The organism is Microcella frigidaquae (assembly GCF_014200395.1).
Lineage (GTDB): Bacteria > Actinomycetota > Actinomycetes > Actinomycetales > Microbacteriaceae > Microcella > Microcella frigidaquae.
On record NZ_JACHBS010000001.1, the window covers coordinates 833,257 to 851,404 of the forward strand.

Below are 18,148 nucleotides of genomic sequence, written 5' to 3' on the forward strand. Positions count from 1 at the left end.
TCGTGGGGGCGTGTTCAGCGTAGTGGGCGCGGAGCATGCAGAAGGGGTCCGGGATGCGAGCATCCCGGACCCCGTCGACGCACGTCGGCGACTAGGCGCCGACCTTGAAGCGGGCGAAGCCCGTCACGGTCAGACCGGCATCCTTGAGCACCTGGGCGATGGTGAGCTTGTTGTCGCGGGCGTAGTCCTGCTCGAGCAGGGCGACCTGCTTGAAGAAGGCACCGACGCGACCCTCGACGATCTTCGGCAGGGCGGCCTCGGGCTTGCCCTCGTTGCGCGAGATCTCCTCGACGATGCGGCGCTCGTTCTCGACCGTCTCAGCCGGAACCTCGTCGCGCGTCAGGAACTGCGGGTCGGCGAACGAGATGTGCTGCGCGATGCTGCGCGCCGTCTCGGCGTCGGAACCCTCGTACGACACGACCACACCGACCTGCGGGGGCAGGTCCTTGTTGGTGCGGTGCAGGTAGACCGCGAACTGCGAGCCCTCGAGGCGCGCCACGCGGCGCAGCTCGAACTTCTCGCCGATGATCGCGGCCTCCTCGTCGATGATCGCGCCGACGGTCGTGCCGTCGACCGGCGCGGCCAGGGCGGCCTCGACCGTTGCGGCACCGGCAGCGACGACCGCGGCGAGCACGCGCTCACCGAGGGCGACGAACTTCTCGCCCTTGGCGACGAAGTCGGTCTCGCAGGCGAGCTCGATCATGGTGGTCGCGCCGGCGCCCTCGTGGGCGGCGATGAGGCCCTCGCTCGTGGAGCGGTCGGCACGCTTCGCGTTGCCCTTCGCACCCTTGAGACGGAGGATCTCGGTGGCCTTCTCCATGTCGCCCTCGGCCTCGACCAGGGCGTTCTTGGTGTCGACCATGCCGGTGCCGAGGCGCTCGCGCAGGATCTTGATGTCTTCCAGGCTGACGTTCGCCATAGGGGTTCCTTACTCGGTCTCAGCGGCCGGGGCGTCAGCCTCGGCGGCGGGCTTCTTCTTGGCGGGAGCCTTCTTGGCCGGCTTCTCGGCGGCGGCCTCCTCGGCGGGGGCCTCCTCCGCAGCGGCCTCGACGGCGGGCGCCTCCTCCGCGACGACCTCGGCGGCCGGAGCGGCCTCGGCGGCGGCGCTCTGCTCGAGCAGCTCGCGCTCCCACTCGGCCAGCGGCTCGACGGCGGAGACGTTGCCCTCGGCCCCGGGCTTCTGGTGCTTCTGGATCAGGCCCTCGGCAGCAGCATCCGCGATGATGCGGGTCAGCAGCGCGACCGAGCGGATCGCGTCGTCGTTGCCCGGGATCGGGTACGCCAGCTCGTCGGGGTCGGCGTTCGTGTCGAGGATGCCGATGACCGGGATGCCCAGCTTCTTGGCCTCGTCGATCGCGAGGTGCTCGCGCTTGGGGTCGACGACCCACATGGCGCTCGGGGTCTTGGTGAGGTTGCGGATACCGCCGAGCGACTTGTGCAGCTTGTCGAGCTCGCGCTTCTTGATCAGGAGCTCCTTCTTGGTGAAGCCCTTGGTCGTGTCGTCGAAGTCGAGCTCCTCGAGCTCCTTCATGCGAGCGAGGCGCTTCGACACGGTCTGGAAGTTGGTCAGCAGACCACCGAGCCAGCGCTGGTTAACGTAGGGCTGGCCCACGCGGGTCGCCTGCTCGGCGATCGACTCCTGCGCCTGCTTCTTGGTGCCGACGAAGAGGATGGTGCCACCGTGGGCGACCGTCTCCTTGACGAAGTCGTAGGCCTTGTCGATGTAGGCGAGCGACTGCTGCAGGTCGATGATGTGAATGCCGCTGCGCTCGGTCAGGATGAAGCGCTTGACCTTCGGATTCCAGCGGCGGGTCTGGTGCCCGAAGTGCACGCCGCTGTCGAGCAGCTGGCGAATGGTGACGACGGCCATGGCCGTACTCCTTCTGTTCTCAGTTGTCGCCCCGCCCGACGGGAGGGGCCCTGGTGCCCGGCGCTGCTCCCGACCGGCAGGCCTCGACCCCGATCGCTCGGGCGGCTGCGGACTGATGGGAGTGTGCGCCATGCGGTGGGCACGCGAAGTCAGCCGTGACGCGCACGACTGCGTCGCCCAGCATATCACCGGTCCCTCCCCGGTCTCCGCGCGCGGCTGCCGGCCACCGGGGCGGCACCCTGGCGGGGGCGGGATGCTCGCCGCGGGCATCCTGGCGCCATGCGACGCACCGTCTCGACCGCGCTGGTCGCCCTGCTCTCGATGACCCTGCTGACCCTGCCTCCCCCGCTCGCTCCCGCGGCCGCCTCCGTGCCCGGGCCGCACGCCGCCGGCTGGGTGTGGCCGGTCGACGGCCCGCGGGTCGTCGAGCGCCCTTTCCTCGCTCCCGCGCAACCGTGGGCGCCCGGGCACCGCGGCGTCGACCTCCGCGCGCCGGCGGTGGGGGCGGAGGTGCGGGCGGTCATGGCGGGGGTGATCCACTTCGCGGGCGTGGTCGTCGACCGCCCGGTCGTCACCGTTCGCGACGGGCAGCTGCTCGCGACCGTCGAACCGGTCGAGCCGATCGTCGCGGAGGGCGACCGGGTCGCGGCGGGCCAGGTGATCGGCCATCTGCTGCCGGGGCACTGCGCCACCGCGCCGCGCGCCGCGCCCTGCGTTCACCTGGGGGTGCGACTGGCCGGCGAGTACGTGTCGCCGCTGCTGTACCTGGGCGGCCTGCAGCGGGCGGTGCTCCTGCCGCTGACGCCCTGAGTCGGGGGCCCTCAGCCGCGCGCCGTGCGCCGCGGGTCGGCCGCGTCAGGCGCGCGGGTGGGCCGTGCGATAGGCCGCCGCGAGCCGCTCGGCGCTGACGTGCGTGTAGATCTGGGTGGTGCCGAGGCTGGCGTGGCCGAGGATCTCCTGCACGGCGCGCAGATCGGCACCGCCATCGAGAAGGTGCGTGGCGGCCGTGTGCCGGAAGGCGTGCGGGCCGGACGGTCCGCTGCCCGGAACCTCCGCGAGGATCGCGGCGACGAGTCCGTACACGGCCCGGGTCGAGAGCCGCGCCCCGCGCGCACCGAGGAAGACCGCGGTCGTCGCCTCCTCCCCGACCAGAGCCGGGCGGCCGCGGTCGCGGTAGGTCGAGAGCGCCCGCGCCGCGGGCACCCCGAACGGCACGACGCGCTCCTTCGCTCCCTTGCCGAGCACGCGCACCACCCGGCGCTCGACATCGATGTCGCCCTCATCGAGGCCGACGAGCTCGCTCACCCGCAGCGCGCTCGCGTAAAGCAGCTCGACGACGGCGAGGTCGCGCAGCGCACCGGGGTCGCCGCTGCCGGCACGCGCCTCCAGCCCGGCCAGCAGGGCGTCGACCTGCGCCCGCGATAGCACGCGCGGGAGGTGCCGGTCGGGGCGCGGGGCCCGCAACCGCGCCCCCGCATCGCCAGCTGCCCGCCCCGTGCGCGCGAGCCAGGCGGTGAAGCCGCGCACGGTCGAGACCCGACGCGCCAGCGTCGAGGCGGCGAGGCCGGCGTCAGCCTGGCTCCACACCCACTCGCGCAGCAGCTCGAGGTCGAGCAGCGCGGGGTCGGGCTCGGCCCCGCGCTGCTCGATGTACTCCTCGAGGGCGGCGAGGTCGCCGGCGTAGGCCCGCAGGGTGTGCGGGCTCGCCCCGCGCTCGAGCTGCAGCGACCGCCGGTAGTCGGCGGCCGCTGCGCTCAGAGCGGTTCGGGAATCCCGAGCGATCGGGGCTTCCCGCACGGAGTCGGGGTGCTGCACCCCTCCAGCATGCGCCCTCGGGCTACGCGCCGACGGGTTCCTTCTCGCGCGTGTCCGTCTCGGGCAGCTCGTCGGGCATGCGCTCGGCCTGCCCGTTGGCGCCGCGGGCGGCGGCCTCCGCATCCGTCAGCTCGGGACGACGCGGCCACCAGAAGCGGTCCTTCGCGATGAAGGTGAGCGCCGGCACGATGACCGTGCGCACGAGCAGGGTGTCGATGAGCACACCGATGCAGACGATCACGCCGACCTGGGTCAGGGCGATGAGCGGCAGCACGCCGAGCACCGCGAAGACCGCCGCGAGCAGGATGCCCGCGCTGGTGATGACGCCACCGGTCGCCGCGAGGGCGCGGATCATGCCCTCCGAGGTGCCGAGCGTGGGCACCTCCTCCTTCGCCCGGGTCACCAGGAAGATCGAGTAGTCGACACCCAGCGCCACCAGGAAGATGAAGCTGAACAGCAGCACCGTGGTGTCGATGCCCGGGAACCCGAAGACGGTCGTGAACAGCACCGAGCCGATGCCGACGGCGCTGAAGAAGCTCGCGACCACGGCGATGAGCAGCAGCAGCGGCGCCAGGAGAGCACGGAGCAGCACGATCAGGACGAGCAGCACGAGCACGAGCACGAGCGGGATGACCAGGTTCTGGTCGCGCGCCTGGGCGTCGCGCTGGTCGAGAGCCGCCGCGTCGTTGCCGCCGACGAGCGCCTGCCCGTCGCCGAGGTCGTCGAGCGCGAGCCGCAGGTCGCGGATCAGCGCGAACGCCTCCTCGCTCTCGGGGTCAGCGTCGAGGATCACGCTGATGCTCGCGATGTCGTCGTTCTGCGCGCCGATGGTCGCCTCGGAGACTCCGTCGATGTCGAGGATGCCTTCGACGACCTCCTCCGCCGTGTCGGCCGAGGCGATGACGGTCGCGGGGGCCGAGCTGCCCGCCGAGAAGGCGGCGGCAAGGCGCTCCTGCCCGATGACGGCCTCGGGCTTGACGATGAAGCGGTCGTTCTGCGAGAGACCGACCGTGACCGTGGCCAGACCGGAGGCCATGGCGCCCAGCACGACGAAGCCGACGATGGCGACCATGACGGGGCGCTTGCTGACCGCACGGCCGAGCTTGCCCCACGGGCTGCGCGACACCTTGTCGGCCGAGCCGTACCGCGGAACGAGCGGCCAGAACAGCCAGCGGCCGAACACGACCAGCGCCGCCGGCAGCACGAGGAGGGCGTAGGCCATCGCCACCACGATGCCGGCCGCACCGGCGAGACCGAGCGAGCGGTTGCCCGAGAGCTCGCCGAACAGCAGGGTCGCGAGCGCGAGCGCGACGGTCGAGCCGCTTGCGATGATCGCGGGACCGGCGCCGCGCAGAGCGATGGCCATCGCGACGCGGCGGTCGAGGTTGAGCCGCAGCTCGTCGCGGTAGCGCGCGATGAGCAGCAGGGCGTAGTTGGTACCGGCACCGAACACGAGCACCGAGAGGATGCCCGTCACCGAACCGTCGAGAGTGATGCCGGCCGCGTCGGCCACGAGACGGGCCGCGATGCCGGCGATGAAGTCGGCAACGCCGACGACGGCGAGCGGCACGATCCAGAGGATGGGGCTGCGGTAGGTGATGATCAGCAGCAGCGCGACCACGAGCGCCGTGATTCCCAGCAGGAGGAAGTTCGCACCCTCGAACACCGCCGCGAAGTCGACCGCGAAGCCCTCGGCCCCGGTGAACCACACCTGCACGCCGTCGGGCAGTCCGTCCACGGCGAGGGCACGGATCTCGTCGGCGCGCTCGGCCTGCACCGAGACGCGGTCCTCCACCTCGAGCGGCAGCACCACGAGCGCGGTGGTGCCGTCCTCCGACACGGTGGGCGGCGGAACGAAGCCCTCCAGTGAGATGTCGGCCAGTTCGACGGTGCGCTCGGTGATCGCGGCGATGTCATCGTCGGTCAGCTCGCCGCTCTCGCGTCCGAAGATCAGGAAGGCGCTGGTGGCACCCTCGTCGGCGAACTGCTCGGCGAGCTCGGCGGCCTGCACCGACTCGGCCGAGTCGGGCAGCCCGACGGGCGGTGCCGAGTCGGCGGACTGGTAGCCGGCGGCGACGAACAGACCGGCCGTCGCGGCGATGCCGACGACGAGGACGATCCAGGACGTTCGGGCGGCGGTGATGAAACGCGTGATCGCGTTCACGGGGCTCCTCTGCGGGTGATCGGGATGCAGGACAAGTCGTCAGATCATCGAATCATTCGACCATCGAACAAAGTAGCGGTAGACTCGACCCGTGAGCGAATCGGCCCAGCAGACTCCCAGCTTCGGGGATTCGCATGCCGCCACGCTCCTGCTGCGCGAGCTCATCGACGTGACCGACGACTTCGAGCGGGCGCTGGGTGCAGAGCTCTCGGTCAACCCCACCGACCTCTCGGCGATGGAGCACCTCATCGCATCCGGACCGCTGAGCCCGACCGCCCTCGCCGAGCGGCTCGAGCTCTCGACGGCGGCGGTCACCACCGTGATCGACCGGCTCGAGGCATCCGGGCACGCGCACCGCATCCCGAACCCAGAGGATCGCCGCGGCACCCTGGTGGTGCCCGCCCCGGCATCGGTCGGACAGGCGATGCGCCGCATCGTGCCGATGGTGACGGCGGTCGACCAGGCGATCCGCGACCTCCCGCCGGAGGAGCAGGAGATCATCGTGCGCTACCTCGGCACGGTGGTCGAGGCGTACCGCGGACATGCGGGCGATACCGACCGGCTCCGCTCCTGGAAGCGGCCCGAGGGCGCGGAGAACACCCCGCTGGCGGGGCGCGCGGACTAGACCTCGCTCGCCGCGGCCTCGTTGAGGTTGAGCGGCGACGCCTTGCTCGAGAGCTGCTCGTGGCGGACATCCGCGGGCATCGCCTCGATCATCGGCCGGTACTCGACGGAGAACCCGGTCACCTCGGGGAAGCTCGCCGCCGGGATCGTCGAGCTGACGACCTGATCGTCGTACACGTGCACGAAGTCGAACGACTGACCGCCGTCGACGCCGCTCAGCAGACGCTCGGCATCAGCACCCAGGTCGAGGGTGTAGCAGGTGGCGGCGGCGACCGAGACGGGGATGCCCGCGAAGGTGCTGTGCGTCGAGTAGTGGAGGTGGCCGCCGAGGATCACCCGCACATCGGTGCCGCGCAGGACCTCGGCGAGCGCCGGCTGATCGTGCAGCTCGAGCACGGCCATCACCTCGAGCGGCGTCGGCACGGGCGGGTGGTGGAGGGCGAGCACGGTGCCGTGCGGCGCGGGCTCGGCGAGCACACCGGCGAGCCAATCGAGCTGGGCGCGGGTCAGTTCACCGTGGTGATACCCGGGCACCGTGCTGTCGAGCGAGATCACTCGCAGGCCGCGGATGTCGTGGACGCGGTCTTGGGGTGCGTCGGTCTCGGGCTCGTCGAACAGCAGAGAAGCGTAGGGGGCACGCTCGTCGTGGTTGCCCATCACCCAGATGAGCTCGGCACCCATGCGCTGCACGACGGGTTCGACTGCCGCGCGGAGCCGGCGGTATGCATCGGGCTCACCCAGGTCAGTGAGGTCGCCCGTGAAGACGAACGCATCGGGCCGGACCGGCCCGGCCTCGAGACGGCGCAGAGCCGCGGCCAGGCGCTCCTCGACGGGCACCTTGCCATAGAGCGCCCGCCCCTCCCCCAGCAGGTGCGTGTCGGAGATGTGCGCGATCACGTGGCTGGCCGGCGGGTACTGTCCCATCTGCGTCATGGCGACAGGGTACCCGCCGACGGTGAACCGCTATCAGGATGCGGAGCGCTCGCTCGCGCGACTCCCCGCCCGCCGCCACAGGCCGTCGTGACCGAGCTGCACCCGCTCGTCGAGCTCGAGCGACCCGAGCGCGCCTCGGATGGTCGCCGGGCTCTCGCCGACCGCGCGGGCGATCTCCTCCACGCCCATGCCGCGTCGCGGCCGCAGAGCGTCGAGCACGCGCGTGTGCAGGGCGCTCTGGCCCGTGGGCCGGGTCGACTCCTCTCCGGCCTCGTCGAGGGGCAGTACGCCGTCATCGCCGTAGGCGAGGCGCATGACATCGGCGGCGCTGGTGATGAGGGTCGTCTCGAAGGCGCGAAGGAAGTGATGGCACCCCGCACTGGCCGCGCTGGTGATCGGTCCGGGGACCAGCCCGACGGGACGCCCCATGCCGAGGGCGTGGCCGGCGGTGCTGAGCGCGCCCGACCGGCGACCGGCCTCGATCACGACGGTGGCGTCGGCGAGCGCCGCGATCAGCCGGTTGCGCTGCAGGAAGCGCCACTTCGTCGGCGCGGAGCCGCAGGGCGCCTCGGAGAGGAGCAGGCCCTGCTCGGCGATGCGGGTGAGCAGCGCCTCGTGGCCGCTCGGGTAGAGGCGATCGAGCCCCCCGGCGAGCACCGCGATGGTGGCGCCGCCGCTTGCGAGGGCCGCACGGTGCGCCATGCCGTCGATCCCGTACGCTCCGCCGGAGACCACGACCGCGTCGCGCGCGGCGAGTCCGGCGGCGAGCTCCATGGCGACATGCTCGCCGTACCCGGTCGCGGCGCGAGCCCCCACGACGGCGATCGACGGGCGGCGCAGCAGGCTCGCATCGCCGCGCGCCCAGAGCAGCGCTGGCGGGCTGTCGGTGAGCGCGAGGAAGGACTCGGGCCATGTCGGGTCGCCCGGCACGATGAGGTGGGCACCGCAGCGAGCGGCACCCTCGAGGGCGCGCAGGATGTCCGCCCAGCGTGCTCGTGGGCGCCACCGGGCGAGGGCGGCCTCGAGCTCATCGGCCCCGAGCTCCCCGGGCAGCCGCGCGGCGAGGACGGCGCCGCTCGCGCCGTCGAGAACCACCCGGGCGGGCTCGACAGCGCCGAGCCGCTCGATGAGGAGCCCGGCGACCCGGTCGCCGGGCTCGATCAGCACGCTCCACACGACTCGAGCGACGAGCTCCGCGAGGTGACCGGCATCCTCCTCGTCGTGGAGGGCCGTGTCGTCGGGGCGCACGGCCAGCAGGGCGGCACGGAGCCGGTCGTCGTCGATCGTCCACAACCCCATCAGATTCCCTTCCGCAGGTAGAGAGCACGACCGACGTGATCCGCGCCCGGGCGCTCGTCGCCCTCGAGATCCGCCACGGTCCAGGCGACTCGAATCACGCGGTCGTAGCCGCGCATGGTGAGAGCTCCGCGCTCGAGAGCCCGGTCGAGCGTCGCCCGATCGGCGGCCGGCAGGCGCCAGCGATCGGAGCGCAGCAGGGTTCCGGGCACCAGGGCGTTGACCGGATACCCCTCCTGACCCCACCGCGCGGCGGCCCGGGCACGGGCGGCGACGACCCGCTGCCGCGCCTGCGCCGTCGTCATCGCGGACGGTCCGTTCTCGGTCAGCTGCGCGGCACCGACCCGACGGACCGTCACATGGAGATCGATGCGGTCGAGCAGCGGCCCGGAGAGCCGCCCGAGATAGCGGCGGCGCATGAGCGACGTGCAGGTGCAGTCATCCCCTCCGCCCTGACCGCAGGGGCAGGGATTGGCCGCGAGCACCAGCTGGAATCGAGCGGGGAAGCGCGCTACGGCCCTGGCGCGGTGGATGGTGATCTCGCCGGTCTCGAGCGGCTGCCGCAGGGCGTCGAGCACGCTGGCCGAGAACTCCGGAGCCTCGTCGAGGAAGAGCACACCGTGGCTCGCTCGCGAGATCGCCCCGGGGCGCACCAGGCCACTGCCACCGCCGACGAGGGCGGCCATGGTGGCGCTGTGGTGAGGTGCCTCGAGTGGCGGACGGGTCTGCAGCGTCGGACCGATCGGCAGGCCCGCCAGCGAGCGCACCGAGCTGACCTCGACGGCGGAGTCGGGGTCGAGGTCGGGCAGCAGACCGGGCAGACGGCTCGCGAGCAGGGTCTTGCCCGCACCGGGCGGCCCGAGCATGAGCAGGTGATGACCTCCGGCCGCGGCCACCTGCAGCGCCTCGACCGCCTCGGGGTGCCCGACGACGTCGGCCAGGTCACCGGTCTCGACGCGCGGGGCGACCGACACGGGCGGTTCGAGGGCATCGACCGGGACCGGTTCGAGCCGGGCACCGTGCCCGATGAGCACGTCTCGCAGCGAGGCGGCCGCGATGATGCGGATGCCCGGCACGAGCCGCGCCTCGTCGGCATTGCCGCTCGGCACGACGACCGCGGCGGCTCCCGCGCGACGGGAGGCGAGCACGGTCGGCAGCACGCCGGCCACCGGACGCAGCCGCCCGTCGAGCGAGAGCTCGCCGACGTGGACGATCCGGTCGATGGCCGCCGCATCGATGATGCCGGTCGTGGCCAGCGCGGCGACCGCGATGCCGAGGTCGAACCCCGAGCCGTGCTTGGGCAGCGAGGCCGGCGAAAGATTGACGGTCACCTTTCGCGCCGGCAGATCGCATCCGGAGTTCACGGCCGCGGCGCGCACCCGGTCTTTCGCCTCACCGAGCGCCGCGTCGGGGAGGCCGATGATCGTGAAGGCGGGCAGGCCGTTGGCGAGATCGGCCTCGATCTCGACGAGCGCGCCGTCGATGCCGTGCAGGGCGATCGCGAGCGTGCGAGCGACAGCCATCAGCCGACCGCCCGCAGATGGTCGAGAGTGGTGCCGGCAGGGCCGGCCACGACGGCGATCACGTCGATGCGCAGCGCGCGAGCGGCGGACGCCCCGACGGGATGCGCCGCGCACCAGGCGCCGGCGAGGCGCCGCAGCCGCGCCAGCTTGCGCGGCGTGATCGCATCGAGCGGGTGCCCGAACGCCAGGCTCGATCGGGTCTTCACCTCGACCACGACCGTCGTGCTGCCATCGAGCGCGACGACGTCGAGCTCGCCCTCGCGGCACCGCCAGTTGCGGTCGAGCACCCGCCAGCCCAGCGCCGTCACATGCTCGACCGCCCGTTGCTCACCAGCGCGGCCGAGATCGTCTTTGCGTGCCATGTCGCCTCCCGCGGGAGAGCGTGAAGCATGGCAGGGCCGGGGCGGGCTGCGGGGGCGTGAGCGGTGCGGCTCCGTGACACGCTGCTGCGCTGGGGAGGACACCCGGGTGGCGCGGTGCGAGCATCCCGAGCCGCACGGTGAGAACCGCGCGGCCCGACCGGTTAGCGGGCGGAAGCCGTCGCGGCCTCCTCCTCGGCGCCGTCCTCGACACCCTCCTCATCGCCGTCGCGAGAGCCATTGCCCGTGAACTGCAGCAGCGCCCACAGCGTGAGGGTCACGGCAGCGAAGATCGCCATGACGAGCATCCAGAACGCCATGTCCTCGACCGCGGCGGTCTCGCCGGCCGCAGTCGGCAGAACGATGAGGGCGAACAGGATCGCGACCACGATGAATGTGCCGGCCCACAGCGGCTTGGAGTGCCGGAACACCTCGTGCCCGGCCAGGAAGCCGAGCGGCAGCAGCGAAGCCATCGCCGCCGTCAGGCCCTCGGCGGTCGTCGCCACCAGCGCGTCGCTGATCAGGAGCTCGACCCAGCCCGGCGTCCCGCTCGACAGCGCCGTCAGGGCCGAGAACCCGAACCACGCGGCCACCGCGATGCCGACCGTCACACTCGTGCTGAGCACCACGACGCGCGCCCGCACCGCGGCGTCGACACGGCTCAGAAGATCGAGACCGATGACGAGACCGATGAGGAATCCGGGCGAGAATTCGAGGATGCGGGCGACGACCACGCCGACGACCGCGAAGAGCAGGGCGACGGGCTGCAGGGTGACCTGCGTCTCGAGCCCCCACGCCCGGCGGGCGATCGCGCCGCTGATCCACGCCGACACGTAGGTGATGAGGAACAGGCCGATCGCGAGGGAGACGGTCATCCGCACCGAGACCGGGTCGAACCCGTACTCGGGGTCCACGAAGCCGAAGATCAGCGAGGTGAGGCCGACCAGCACCGCTGCGGCCAGCGCGCGAGTGCGTGAGACGCGGGTGAACCACTCGGTCGCCCGCTCGGCGCGGCGCTCGATCGCAACGAACCAGCGCCCCAGACGGCCTGTGTTCGACGACAACGTGCTGTTGAGCAGCTCGGCGGGGAAGGCCACGAGCAGCAGCAACGCAAGAGCGAGTCCCCCACCCGCCGCGAACACCCAGGGGTCGTCGAACAGTCGCTGCAGAGTCGGGATGCTCGAGGTGATGGCCGACGGCGCGGCCGGGTCGGAGCGGTCACCGGCGCTGGTCCCGGCGCCATCCGGCGCGGCGACGGGCTCGTCATCGTCCGGAGCCCCGGAACCGAGGTCGTCATCGGTGGATGCGGGGGCGACGACCGTCACCGGGATCTCGATGACAGAGGCCACGCCGCCGGGCGGGGTGGCGATGCCGACCAGCGTGTGCTCGCCCGGCGCGAGGTCCTCGGGCACCGTCACATCCAGGGCGAACTCGCCGAGCGCGTCGGCCACGGCGCTGCCAAGCACCTGCGGAGTGGACCGGATCTCGATCACGACGTCGGTGCCGACGGGAAGTCCGCGGGCTCGCAGCGAGAGCTGCTGCCCCGGCGTCAGATCGCCCCCGTCATAGCCCTCGAGGATCCAGACCAGCGGACCGGAATCGACGGCGGGCAGCCCGGCGACCGGAACCGTCACCGCACGGGGAGCCGTCCAGGCAGAGAAGCCGTCGTACGACGCCAGCGCGCCGAAGAACGTCGGCGGATCGGCAACGAAGCCCTGCGACTGCTGCTGCGCCCGCAGGAGGACGTCGCCGGCGAGGCCGGTGACTGTGCAGCTCCACGTTCCGCCGGTTGTGACGGTGGTGGCGCACGCGGCCGCCCCGCCGAGCTGACGCACCTGCACGCGGTATCCCGGATCGCCCGTGCCGCTCGCGACGACCTGGCCCGGCCCGCTCGGGATCACGGTCAGGGAGGGCGCTTCAGGGATCATCACGTAGTGGTCGATGTACCCGCTGCTGTCGTAGTAGTAGTACTGGAGCCCGTAGATGTTCCAGATTCCCGGCTCGAGCCCGGTGAACGCGCAGTCATCGACCACCGACGGACTCGTCGGGGGAATGCCACCGATGGGCCCGCCCTCACCGACATCCTCGGTTTGCAGTCCGCAACGGCCAACAGACGCCCCGTACTGGTACTCATCACCCGGCGGCACCTCGACCCGGTACAGATCGATCTGGATCGCGCTGTTGGGAAGGCCCACCGCGTCCACCGAGATGGATGCGGCACCCAGTTCGTAGGTCACCTCCGGCGTCGCCACGCCCGTCGCCGCCGGGATGCTCGTCGCCACGGAGGGCGTCGCGGACGAGGTGCCGCCGATGTAGCCGTCGACTTCGCCGAACGCGTCCGGGTTGAAGCCGAAGCCGACCGCGCGCGCTTCGGCAGAGAAGCTGTCTGTTCCCGACTCGAGCTCCGCACCGCACTCCCAGGCGCCGGTGCTCAGGTCAGCATCCGCGGTGCAGACGACCTGATCGGCCGCGTCGCGAACGACGACCTCGAGGGCGTCGAGCCGAGCACTGGCGATGGTGAGCTGGTCGCTGAGCGGATCAACCGTGCCGCGGAAGATCGCCCCACCCGGCACCGGTTCGACGGCGAGAGTCGGCGTCGCCGGAACGTATATCGCGTCTTCACGACCCAGTGTCGCGGTCGCGTTGAGGAAGTGTGCGGACTCCAGAATGTGAACTCCCGCGGGCAGCCCCGTGAAGGTACAGGCGACGGTGGGGCCGTCGGTCGGAGGTGTCAGAGGGCTCCCGGTCCAGGTCGCGGGACAGAACCCTGCGCTGGTCGACGTGCCGAACCCGTTGAGGAGCATCTCGGCGCCGACGTTCGAACCGGGCGCGCCGTCGACCGTTGCCGTCAGGGTCTCTGCCGTGACGGCTGCCGCGACGAGCGGCTCCGGCGGCGCAATGACAACCGTGTACGGGTAGTTCGGCGGGTCCGCCGCGAGCGCGAAGTTCACGTCGCGGGCAGTGGCCGTCACCGTCCACTGCCCGTAGGTGGGGAGCGGCAGCGCAGCGGAGCAGGAGAACTCACCGGAGACCGGCACCGGATCGACGACGCAGATGATGGCGAAGGTCAGCGGATCGACGGAGGTGGCCCGCACCTCCACCCGACTCATCGCGGGTGCCGTGCCGCTGATCTCCACGGTGGGTGTCTCGAGCGTGAGCGATCCGCCGCTCCCGAGCGGGCCATCCACCACCAGGGGAACGCTGCTGGCAGACTCGCCATAGCGGAACGAGCTCAGCGGGCTCGCCGGGCTCTCCCCCGTTCCGTCGTCGGCCGTCGCGAAGAACGTGTAGATCCCGAGCTCGCCGCTCGGCACCGTGCCGCCGCAGTTGCCGCCTGCCGGACCAGCGGCCGTGACCGTGATGGTGCAGAACAACTGGCGCGCAGCCGGATCGCTGACACCGGGCTCGAGGTACCAGACGGAGACCTCCATGTCGACGCCGTCCTCGACAAAGACATTCGCCGTCGTGAAGTTCGTGGTGTTGCCGATGAGCGAGCCCAGCGAGAGGATCGGCGCGCTGACGGCCGCCTGCGCGGTCGAGGTGACGACCACGGCGCCGGAAAGCCCGAGGACGAGCACGAGAGTCGCGATGAGCGCGCGGCGGAGACGTGAGAGGGGAGCCACCATGGTTATCAGCCTCGAGCCGGGGCGCCGTCGGGTCGGCGCGGTCACCGAATGCTAACCCGAGATTGTCTCTGACGTATGACGAATACCTGGAGCGGAACGAGATGCTGCCGGAAACCGCTACTCGTCGAGCGCGAGCTCCTTGGGCAGCTTGAGCTCCTTCTTGCCGAGCTCCTCCACGTTGACGTCCTTGAAGGTCAGCACCTTCACGCTCTTGACGAAGCGGTCGGCGCGGTAGACGTCCCACACCCAGACGTCGGTGAGGGTCAGCTCGAAGTAGAAGTCGCCGCCCATGTCGCGCACGACCTGCTCGACCTCGTTCGCGAGGTAGAAGCGGCGCTCGGTCTCGACCACGTACTGGAACTGCGACACGACGTCGCGGTACTCGCGGTACAGCGCGAGCTCGACCTCGCGGTCGTAGTCGTCGAAATCCTCGTCGTCCATGGCGTCACGAGTCTAGACCGTCGAGCAGGGTCGGCCCCCGCAGCCAGGTGACCCGGTGACGCGGCGACGCACCGTGCGCGGCGACAGCAGCAAGATGCTCGGCGCTGCCGTAGCCCTTGTTGCCGGCCCAGCCGTACACCGGCCATCGCTCGTGGTCGGCCGCCATGAGAGCGTCGCGGTGCTGCTTGGCGACGACGGATGCCCCCGCCACGCTCGCGCAGTCGCGGTCGCCCTTCACCCGGGTGACGATGCGCGGCGGGAGGCTCAACGCGGGCGTCAACCAGTCGTGGCTGCCGTCGAGCAGCACCGTCGCGTCCGCGACCGGCACCCCGGCCTCGTGCAGGGCGATGAGCGCGCGCCGCCCGGCGAGGCCCAGCGCGGCGACGATGCCGAGGTCGTCGATCTCGGCCGGCTCCGCCTCCCCCACCGCGACCGCGGCCGCCCAGGCCCGCACCTGCGGCTCGACCTCGGCCCGCCGCGCCGGACTGAGCAGCTTGCTGTCGCGGAGGCGCTCGGGCGGAGCATCCGTCACCGTCAGCAGTGCGCACGCGCCCACCGCGACCACCCCGGCGATCGCGCCCCGACCGACCTCATCGACACCGATGACGGCCGACGCGCCTTCGGCGAGCAGTGAGCGCTCGACGTCGAGGGTCGGCGCCGCGGTCACCGCCGCGACCTCACTCCGCGCGCTCGACGCCGTCGAAGACGAGCGGATAGTTGTCGAGCCACTGCCAGCGGTTGAAGGGCCAGCTGATGACAACGGCGCGACCGACGACATCCGCGATCGGCACGACGCCGTTGATGCGTGAATCGGACGAGTCGTAGCGGTTGTCGCCCATCACCCACAGGGTTCCCTCCGGAACATCCTCCTGGAAGTCCTGCCCGCTGACCGCCACTCTGTCGGGAGGCAGCAGCACGTACGGCTCGTCGAGGGGAACCCCGTTGATGCTCAGTTGCCCGAGGTCGTTGCAGCAGGTGATGCGGTCGCCGGGCAAGCCGATGACGCGCTTGATGAGGTGCTCGTCGCTGTCGCCCGCGCTCAGGCCCACGAAGGTGAGCACGCCGTCGATCGCCTCCTCGAGCGGGGTGCGCGGGGTGGTCGGCACGGCCGTCAGCCAGCCGCCCGGATCACGGAAGACCACGATGTCGCCCCGTTCGAGAGGCATGACCTCGGGCACAAGCTGGTTGACGATGATGCGGTCGTTGACCAGCAGCGTCGACTCCATCGACTCCGACGGGATGTAGAACGATCGGATCAGGAAGGTCTTGATGAGGAAGGAGATGACGAGCGCGGCAGCGACGATCACCACGACGTCGCGCAGGAAGAGCAGGACCCCTCGCCCCGCGGAGCCGCGGGATGCCCGACGGCCGGTGGATGCTCCGCCGTCGGCGGGCGCGGTGTGCTCAGTCATGACTCCCCAGGTGCTCCCCGCCAGTCTAGGGGCGCAGCCGGGCCGAACGGCCGAGGGCCCCGCCGACACGTCGACGGGGCCCTCGAGCAGGGTGGAGCGGCAGGCTCAGCTGTCGCGCTTCTCCTTGATCTTCGCCTTCTTGCCGCGCAGGTTGCGCAGGTAGTAGAGCTTGGCGCGGCGCACGTCACCGCGGGTGACGACCTCGATGTGGTCGATGACCGGCGAGTGCACCGGGAAGGTGCGCTCGACACCGACCTGGAAGCTGACCTTGCGGACGGTGAACGTCTCGCGGATGCCCTCGTTCGAGCGGCCGATGACGACGCCCTGGAAGACCTGGATACGGGAGCGGCTGCCCTCGATGATGTTCACGTGCACCTTGACGGTGTCGCCGGGGCGGAACTCGGGGATGTCGGTGCGCAGCGAGGCGGCGTCGACGTGATCGAGGATGTGCATGAGTGATTCGCTCTCTGCGACCGCCACAGGTCGATCGCGGCTCTGGGGACAGTCTCAGATTCGCGCGTGCCCCGCAGAATCACGGCTCCCCTGTGGCAGAGACGCGCCGAGGCACAAAGAGAAATGATGCCACAGTGTGCGCCCCACGCCCAATCAGTGGCACGATGGAGAGAACGAGCCGGGTCATCGGGGGATGACTCGAGGGGGTGCATCACACTATGAACTCATCGCCGGTCCTTGCTACCGACAAGGTCATCATGCGCACCGAGCCGGTGCAGCAGCGCAGCGCCGAGCGCATCACGCTGCTGCTGGACGCCGCTGCCGCGCTCATCGACGACACCGGGATCGACGGCGTGACCACCAGCGCCGTCGCGAAGCGCTCCCGCTCCTCGGTGGGGGTCGTGTACCGCTACTTCCCGAACATCCAGTCGCTGCTGCGGGCTCTCGCCGCCCGCAACATGGAGCGCTATCTGGAGCGCGTCTGGGAGGGAGTGGAGAACTCGCCGCCGGAGGCGTGGTCGTCGTTCGACTCGACCCTGGACGCCTTCATCGAGATGACCCGCAACGAGCCCGGCTTCCGAGCCCTGCGGTTCGGCGACGTCATCGACCAGCGCTTTCTCAGCCCCGAGCTCAGCAACAACGCGATGCTCGCCCGCGCCTTCGCGGAGCAGGTCAGTCGCACCTACGGCTTCCAGCCCGACGACGAGCTGATCTTCCACCTCGAGGTGGCGATCGAGATCGCGAGCGGCCTGCTCACCCGGGCCTTCCAGCTGGACAAGAATGGGGATGCGCGCTTCATCGAAGCGACCCGCGAGTTGTGCGGCAGCTACCTCCGCACCCACATCCCCTTGCCGAGGACCTAGATGATCGAGCTCCGTACGCCCGCCGAGATCGAGCAGATGCGACCGGCGGGCCGGTTCGTCGCGAGCGTGCTCAGTGCGACGAGCGCCGCGGCCGACGTCGGCGTGAACCTGCTCGACCTCGATGCACTCGCGCACGAGATGATCCGGGCCGAAGGTGCGGAGAGCTGCTACATCGACTACCACCCCTCGTTCGGCGGGTCGCCCTTCGGCAAGGTCATCTGCACCTCCGTCAACGACGCCGCGCTGCACGGCCTTCCGCACGACTACCGGCTGCGCGACGGCGACGTGCTGTCGCTCGACTTCGCGGCCTCGGTCGACGGGTGGGTCTGCGACTCGGCCGTCACGATCGTGGTCGGCACGCCGCGGCCCGAGGACCTCGCGCTGATCGAGGCGACGGAGCGGGCGCTCGCGGCGGGCATCCAGCAGGCCCGGGTCGGCAACCGGATGGGCGACATCTCCGCCGCGATCGGCGACGTGGCCGAGGGTGCCGGCTACCCGGTCAACCTCGACTTCGGCGGGCACGGGGTCGGGCGCACCATGCACGGCGACCCGCACGTGCCGAACGACGGCCGGCGCGGGCGGGGCCTCAAGCTCAAGGCGGGTCTCGTGCTCGCGATCGAGCCGTGGTTCATCCCCGACACCGACGAGATCTACACCGATGCCGACGGTTGGACGCTGAAGAGCCGCACCGGCACCCGCGCGGCCCACGCCGAGCACACCGTCGCGATCACGGCCGACGGCCCGATCGTGCTGACCGCGCGAGACTGAG

The 18,148-nt window shown here is 71.2% G+C and carries 17 protein-coding genes; 4 read left to right on the plus strand and 13 right to left on the minus strand.

The features are described from left to right. Positions 1-91: 91 nt before the first annotated feature. Positions 92-919, minus strand: coding sequence for a translation elongation factor Ts (gene tsf / locus BJ959_RS04170; protein WP_153981601.1), 828 nt, complete (start codon positions 917-919; stop codon positions 92-94). 9 nt (positions 920-928) lie between these two features. Further along, a complete protein-coding gene (rpsB, locus tag BJ959_RS04175) occupies positions 929-1,870 on the minus strand; it encodes a 30S ribosomal protein S2 (RefSeq protein WP_153981600.1) in 942 nt (313 codons plus the stop codon). A gap of 279 nt (positions 1,871-2,149) precedes the next feature. Between rpsB and BJ959_RS04180 the strand changes: the two genes are divergently transcribed. Then, positions 2,150-2,680 carry a peptidoglycan DD-metalloendopeptidase family protein gene (locus tag BJ959_RS04180; RefSeq protein WP_153981599.1) on the plus strand — a complete coding sequence of 177 codons (531 nt, stop codon included), beginning with the start codon at positions 2,150-2,152 and terminating at the stop codon, positions 2,678-2,680. Positions 2,681-2,725: 45 nt separating this feature from the next. Here the strand turns inward: BJ959_RS04180 and BJ959_RS04185 are convergent, their stop codons facing one another. Both BJ959_RS04185 and BJ959_RS04190 read right to left on the minus strand, forming a co-directional pair. Next, positions 2,726-3,685, minus strand: coding sequence for a tyrosine-type recombinase/integrase (locus BJ959_RS04185; RefSeq protein ID WP_424960751.1), 960 nt, complete (start codon positions 3,683-3,685; stop codon positions 2,726-2,728). A gap of 22 nt (positions 3,686-3,707) precedes the next feature. Further along, positions 3,708-5,849, minus strand: coding sequence for an MMPL family transporter (locus BJ959_RS04190; RefSeq protein WP_183321868.1), 2,142 nt, complete (start codon positions 5,847-5,849; stop codon positions 3,708-3,710). A 91-nt stretch (positions 5,850-5,940) separates the two neighbouring features. Between BJ959_RS04190 and BJ959_RS04195 the strand changes: the two genes are divergently transcribed. Continuing rightward, the gene (locus tag BJ959_RS04195; RefSeq protein WP_341800010.1) at positions 5,941-6,474 is read left to right on the plus strand and encodes a MarR family winged helix-turn-helix transcriptional regulator; all 534 of its coding nucleotides are present in this window, start codon (positions 5,941-5,943) and stop codon (positions 6,472-6,474) included. Here BJ959_RS04195 and BJ959_RS04200 read toward each other — a convergent pair. The 9 genes from BJ959_RS04200 to rplS all read right to left on the minus strand — a co-directional run bounded on the left by BJ959_RS04200 (position 6,471) and on the right by rplS (position 16,516). Then, complete coding sequence (locus BJ959_RS04200) at positions 6,471-7,406, minus strand: phosphodiesterase (RefSeq protein ID WP_153981597.1); 936 nt, start codon at positions 7,404-7,406, stop codon at positions 6,471-6,473. The genes BJ959_RS04195 and BJ959_RS04200 overlap by 4 nt on opposite strands. A 33-nt stretch (positions 7,407-7,439) precedes the next feature. After that, positions 7,440-8,705 carry a DNA-processing protein DprA gene (dprA, locus tag BJ959_RS04205; protein WP_153981596.1) on the minus strand — a complete coding sequence of 422 codons (1,266 nt, stop codon included), beginning with the start codon at positions 8,703-8,705 and terminating at the stop codon, positions 7,440-7,442. Next, the gene (locus BJ959_RS04210) at positions 8,705-10,225 is read right to left on the minus strand and encodes a YifB family Mg chelatase-like AAA ATPase (RefSeq protein WP_153981595.1); all 1,521 of its coding nucleotides are present in this window, start codon (positions 10,223-10,225) and stop codon (positions 8,705-8,707) included. The genes dprA and BJ959_RS04210 overlap by 1 nt, the downstream gene beginning before the upstream one ends. Further along, complete coding sequence (locus BJ959_RS04215) at positions 10,225-10,587, minus strand: YraN family protein (RefSeq protein ID WP_153981594.1); 363 nt, start codon at positions 10,585-10,587, stop codon at positions 10,225-10,227. The genes BJ959_RS04210 and BJ959_RS04215 overlap by 1 nt, the downstream gene beginning before the upstream one ends. Positions 10,588-10,748: 161 nt before the next feature. After that, the gene (locus BJ959_RS04220; RefSeq protein WP_153981593.1) at positions 10,749-14,210 is read right to left on the minus strand and encodes a hypothetical protein; all 3,462 of its coding nucleotides are present in this window, start codon (positions 14,208-14,210) and stop codon (positions 10,749-10,751) included. Between the two features lie 117 nt (positions 14,211-14,327). After that, positions 14,328-14,651, minus strand: coding sequence for a DUF2469 family protein (locus BJ959_RS04225; RefSeq protein ID WP_047567403.1), 324 nt, complete (start codon positions 14,649-14,651; stop codon positions 14,328-14,330). A 4-nt stretch (positions 14,652-14,655) separates the two neighbouring features. Further along, on the minus strand, positions 14,656-15,318 hold the full coding sequence (gene rnhB / locus BJ959_RS04230) for a ribonuclease HII (RefSeq protein ID WP_341800008.1): 663 nt from the start codon (positions 15,316-15,318) through the stop codon (positions 14,656-14,658). A 10-nt stretch (positions 15,319-15,328) separates the two neighbouring features. After that, the gene (gene lepB / locus BJ959_RS04235) at positions 15,329-16,063 is read right to left on the minus strand and encodes a signal peptidase I (protein ID WP_153981591.1); all 735 of its coding nucleotides are present in this window, start codon (positions 16,061-16,063) and stop codon (positions 15,329-15,331) included. Positions 16,064-16,168: 105 nt separating this feature from the next. Next, positions 16,169-16,516, minus strand: coding sequence for a 50S ribosomal protein L19 (rplS, locus tag BJ959_RS04240; RefSeq protein ID WP_153981590.1), 348 nt, complete (start codon positions 16,514-16,516; stop codon positions 16,169-16,171). 257 nt (positions 16,517-16,773) lie between these two features. Between rplS and BJ959_RS04245 the strand changes: the two genes are divergently transcribed. Beyond that, on the plus strand, positions 16,774-17,379 hold the full coding sequence (locus tag BJ959_RS04245; RefSeq protein WP_243738987.1) for a TetR family transcriptional regulator: 606 nt from the start codon (positions 16,774-16,776) through the stop codon (positions 17,377-17,379). Further along, positions 17,380-18,147: a type I methionyl aminopeptidase gene (map, locus tag BJ959_RS04250; RefSeq protein WP_153981588.1), complete on the plus strand. Its 768-nt coding sequence runs from the start codon at positions 17,380-17,382 to the stop codon at positions 18,145-18,147. Position 18,148 lies beyond the last annotated feature (1 nt).